We start from the raw sequence: 5,543 nt of genomic DNA on the forward strand, positions 1-5,543 counted from the left end.
GCCGTGCGCGCCCTGGCCCGGGCGCGGGGCGTGAGCCTGCACATGGTGCTCCAGGCCGGGCTGGCGGCTCTGCTGACCAGGATGGGCGCGGGCACCGACCTGCCCATCGGCACCCCGGTGGCCGGGCGCACCGACGCCGCCACCGAGGGCCTGGTCGGGTTCTTCGTCAATTCGCTCGTGCTGCGCACCGACACCTCCGGCGACCCCACCTTCACCGAACTGCTGCGCCGCGTGCGGGAGACCGACCTGGCCGCCTACGCCCACCAGGACGTGCCGTTCGAGCGAGTGATCGACGCGCTCAACCCGGACCGCTCGCCCGCACGGCACCCGCTGTTCCAGGTGATGCTCAGCGTGCAGAACAATCCCGAGTGGACGGTGCGGCTGCCCGGGCTGGAGACCGAGCCGCTCCCGCTGACCGCGGCGAGCGCGAAGTTCGACCTCTGCCTCGACGTCACCGAGCACTCCGGGGCCACGGGGCACCCCGCGGGCCTGGAGTGTGAGCTCGACTACAGCACCGCGCTGTTCGACGAGGACACCGTCGCCGATCTGGGGCAGCGGCTGCTCCGGCTGCTCGCCGACGCCGTGGCCGACCCGGACCGTCCGATCGGGACTCTGGCGGTCCTGGACGAGGCGGAGCGGCGGCGGCTGCTGGTCGAGTGCCAGGGCGCCGACGTCCCGGTGGAGCAGGTTCCGGTGGACGAGCTGATCGCCCGCCGGGCGGGCACGGACCCGGCGGCGACGGCGGTCAGCGCCGATGACGGCGCCCTGACCTACGCCGAGCTGGACGCGCGGGCGAACCGGCTGGCGCGGCTGCTCGTCGAGCGCGGCGCGGGACCGGAGCGGTTCGTGGGCGTGGCGCTGCCGCGCGGCACGGATCTCGTGGTGGCACTGCTGGCGGTGTTGCGCACCGGCGCGGGCTATCTCCCGCTCGACCCGGACTACCCGGCCGAACGGGTGGAGTACATGGTCTCCGACGCGCGGCCCGTGCTGGTGCTGACCTGGAGCGGCGTCACGGATCGGCTGCCCGAGGCCAGCCTCGGCGCCGCGTCGCTGGCGCTGGACGAGCCCGCCGTGGTGGCCGACGTGGACGCCCGCGACGCGGCGCCTCTGACACCCGGAGACCGCACCGGAGTCCGGTCGCCGCGGGACCCGGCCTACGTCATCTACACCTCCGGCTCGACCGGACGGCCCAAGGGCGTGGTGATCGAGCACCGGGCGCTTTCCACCTACCTCGCGTGGACCGCGCGGGAGTACCCCAGCACGGCGGGTATGGCGCTGGTGCACTCGCCGATCTCGTTCGACCTCACCGTGACCGCGCTCTACACCTGTCTCGTCGCCGGGGGACAGGTGCACCTGACCGTCCTCGAGGACGCCGAGCCCACCCGGCGACTGCTGGACGGGCGCGCGTGCACCTTCGGCAAGGGCACTCCGAGCCACCTCGCCCTGCTGCGGGCGCTGCCCGAGCGGTACTCGCCGTCCGGGCATCTGCTGCTCGGCGGGGAGCTGCTGCTCGGCGAGGCGCTGGCGGACTTCCGCGAGCGCAACCCGGAGACCACGGTGCTCAACGTCTACGGCCAGACCGAGACCACGGTCAACTGCGCGGAGTTCCGCGTCCACCCCGGCGACGAGGTGCCCTCGGGAGCCCTGCCGGTGGGCAGGCCGTTCGACAACGTGCGGGTGTACGTGCTCGACGGCGCGCTGTCGCCGGTGCCGCCCGGCGTCACCGGAGAGGTGTACGTGGCCGGGGCCCAGCTCGGGCGCGGCTATCTGGGCCGCCCGGGCCTGACGGCCGAACGGTTCGTCGCCGACCCGTTCGGCGGCCCGGGGGAGCGGATGTACCGCACCGGCGACCTCGCCCGGTGGCGGCGCGACGGGCTGCTGGAGTTCGCCGGGCGGGGCGACGACCAGGTGAAGGTGCGCGGCTTCCGCATCGAGCTCGGCGAGATCGAGTCCGTCGCGGCCGCGCACGAGTCCGTACGCGACGTCGTGGTGATCGTGCGCGAGGACACGCCCGGCGACCGGCGGCTGGTCGGCTACGTGGTGGCCACCGACCCGGCGTCGTTCTCGGCCACCGAGCTGCGCGCCCACGTCGCCGCGGCCGTGCCCGACTACATGGTGCCCGCGACGTTCGTCCGGCTCGACGCCCTGCCGCTGACGCCGAACGGCAAGCTCGACCGCGCGGCACTGCCCGCACCGGACTTCAACGAGGTTACCGGCACCGACGCGCCGCGCACCGCCACCGAGGAGGTGCTGGCAGGCCTGGTCGCGGGCGTGCTCGGCCTCGACTCGGTGGGCGTGCGGGACAACTTCTTCGACCTCGGCGGTGACTCGATCCTGTCGATCCAGCTCGTCGCGCGGGCCCGCCAGGCCGGACTGGTGCTCACCCCACGCCAGATCTTCGAGCACAAGACGGTCACCGCGCTCGCGCGGGTGGCGGGCGCCCTCGACACCGCGGCGGGCGGCGAACCCGACGTCGGCACGGGAGAGGTGGCGCTCACCCCCGCCGTCGCGCGGTTCCGGGAGCGGGGTGGACCGGTCAACGGCTACAACCAGTCGATGCTGCTGCGCGCACCGGACGGGCTCACCCTGGCCGGGCTGACCGAGGCGGTGCGCGCGGTGCTCGACCACCACGACGCCCTGCGCCTGCGGCTGGAGCGGGACTCCGGCGGCACCCAGTGGAGCCTGCACGTGCCGGAACCCGGCGCGGTCGACGCCGCCGAGGTGGTGCGCCGCAGGGACGTCCGGGGGCTGGACGCCGACGCCGTGCGCGCGGTCATCTCGGAGGAGAGCGCGGCCACGTGGGCGCGCACCGAGCCGGAGTCGGGCCGCCAGCTGTTCGTGGTGTGGTTCGACGCGGGCGGCGAGGGCGCGGACCGGGTGCTGATCGTGGCACACCACATGGTGGTCGACGGCGTGTCGTGGCGGATTCTCGTCGACGACCTCGCCGCCGCCTGGCGGGCCGTGGCCGCCGGGGAGACGGTCGAGCTGCCGCCGGTGGGGACCTCGCTGCGCCGGTGGTCCGAGCACCTGCGGGCCGCCGCCTACGACGAGCGGAGGGTGGCCGAACTGGACGACTGGGTCGCCACCCTCGCCGGGCACGACCCGTTGCTGGGCGAGCGTCCCCTCGACCCGACCCAGGACACGCTCGCCGAGATGCAATACCACGTCCAGCACGTCGACGCCGACGTCACCGCACCACTGCTGTCGAGCGTGCCCGCCGCCTACCGCGCGGGACCGAACGAGGTCCTGCTCACCGCGTTGACGCTGGCCGTGGCGCGCTGGCGCGCGGAGAGCGACCCACTCGGCGATCTCGGCGATCTCGGCGACCTTGACGACGAGTTCGGCGAGGACGAGGCGCTCGACGCCGCCGACGGCGCCGAGGACGACCCGCCCGCCGGGGTGCTGGTCGACCTCGAAGGCCACGGCCGTGAGGACGTGGCTCCCGCCTCGGCGCGGGTCGACACCACACGGACCGTCGGCTGGTTCACCTCGCGCTACCCGGTGCGGTTCGACCCCGGCGAACTGGACTTCGCCGAGGTCGACGCCGGAGGACCGGTGGTCGGCCGGGTGCTGCGCTCGGTGAAGGAGACCCTGCGCGCGCTCCCCGACAGCGGCATCACCTACGGCCTGCTGCGCTACCTCAACCACGACACGCGTTCCGTGCTCGCGGCCGAACCCGAGCCGCAGCTCAGCTTCAACTACCTCGGCAGGGTCGCCGCCGGTGCCGGAGCGCAGGGCGCGGAACCGTGGACCGCCGTCACCGACGGCGACACGGTGGGCGGGGCCGACCTGGCCGGAGGCAGACCCGACCCGCGCACGCCGATGGCGCACGCGCTCGCGGTCAACGCCGTGGCCGAGGACCACCCGGACGGACCCCGGCTCGTCGTCGTCTGGTCGTGGCCGCGCCGGGTGCTCGAGGAGGCCGGTGTGGTCCGGCTCGCCGAGGCGTTCTCCGGCGCGCTGCGCGCCCTGGTCGCCCACGGCGAGAGCGGCACGGCCGGGGGGTTCACCCCCTCGGACCTGGGCCTGGTGTCGCTGACCCAGCAGGAACTCGACGCCGTCCAGGCCGGACTCGGCGACGCCGGCTCCGGCGAGTCCGACGACCCGGACCTCGACGACCCGGACCTCGACGACGCCGAGTTCGACGCCCCGGACCTCGACGACGAATTCGCGACCGAGTGGGAGATGGCGCAGTGAGTACCCCCCGCGTGGAAGACATCCTGCCGCTGTCCCCGTTGCAGGAGGGACTGCTGTTCCAGACCCTGCTCGAGGACGGCGGTGAGGACCCGTACATCTCGCAGATGCTGCTCGACCTCGAGGGCGAGCTGGACGTCGTGGCGCTCAAGCGCGCGGCGAAGGCGCTGCTGCGCAGGCACCCGAACCTGCGGGCCGGGTTCCGGCACGAGAACGTGCGCGAACCGGTGGCCGTGGTGCACCGTGGCGTCGGGCTGCCGTGGCGGCAGCTCGACCTCTCGGCGCTGGAACCCGAACGGCGGGAGGCCGAGCTGGAGCGCCTCCAGCGCGCCGAGCGCGCCGCCCGGTTCGACCTCACCCGGCCCCCGCTCCTGCGGTTCGCGGTGCTGCGCCTCGGGCCGGAGCGTTACCGGCTCTCGCTGTGCAAGCACCACCTGCTGCTCGACGGGTGGTCGATGCCGATCCTGGTGCGGGAGCTGTTCGAGCTCTACGCCCATCGTGGCGACGACACGGCCCTTCCCGCGCCGCGGCCGTACCGGGACTATCTGGAGTGGCTGGCCGAACGGGACCAGCGCAAGTCGCTCGACGCCTGGCGCGCGGAGCTGTCCGGACTGGACGAGCCGACGGTACTGTGGCCGGATCTGCCTCCCGCGACCGAGCGGCCCGCGCAGGTGGTCACGACCCTGCCCGGCGAGCTGACGACGCGGCTGACCACCACCGCGCGCGAGGTCGGAGTCACCCTCAACACCCTCGTGCAGGGATGCTGGGGCCTGCTGCTGAGCCGTCTGACCGGCACCGGCGACGTGGTGTTCGGCACCACGGTCTCCGGGAGGCCGCCGGAGCTGCCCGGGGTCGAGTCGATGGTCGGCCTGTTCGTCAACACCCTGCCCGTGCGGGTCCGGCTGACCCCGTCGGCGTCGCTGCGCACGATGCTCACCGACCTCCAGCTACGCCGTTCGGAGCTGATGGAGCACGAGTACGTCCGGCTGGCCGAGGTGAGCGCCGAGGCGGGACTGCCCCGGTTGTTCGACACCGTGACCGTCTTCCAGAACTTCCCCGTGGAGGCGGACACCGAGCGGCTCAGCGCGGGGGGACTGCGCGTCACCGGCGGCACCGGGCGCGACGGCACGCACTACCCGCTCAGCTTCGCGGCGGGACTGATGGCCGACGACCTGGTCCTGCGCCTGTCCTACCGGCGCGACTGCCTCACCGACGAGGCCGCCGGGGACCTGCGCGACCGCCTGGTGCGGCTGTTCGAGCGGGTGGCGGCCGACCCGGACGCCGCCGTCGGCACCGTGGACGATCTCACCGGCACCGAGCGCGGGCGGCTGCTCTCCGGCGACGCCGTC

The 5,543-nt window shown here is 74.1% G+C and carries 2 protein-coding genes; both read left to right on the forward strand.

Annotated features, from left to right (window positions below):
• A partial coding sequence (locus tag SACSA_RS23835; protein ID WP_019819307.1) for a non-ribosomal peptide synthetase occupies positions 1–4,197 on the forward strand: 4,197 nt, incomplete at its 5' end.
• Positions 4,194–5,543: condensation domain-containing protein (locus SACSA_RS0118950; RefSeq protein WP_232213012.1), on the forward strand; the 1,350-nt coding region annotated here is incomplete at its 3' end. The genes SACSA_RS23835 and SACSA_RS0118950, both read left to right, overlap by 4 nt.

This window comes from Saccharomonospora saliphila YIM 90502, assembly GCF_000383795.1.
Lineage (GTDB): Bacteria > Actinomycetota > Actinomycetes > Mycobacteriales > Pseudonocardiaceae > Saccharomonospora > Saccharomonospora saliphila.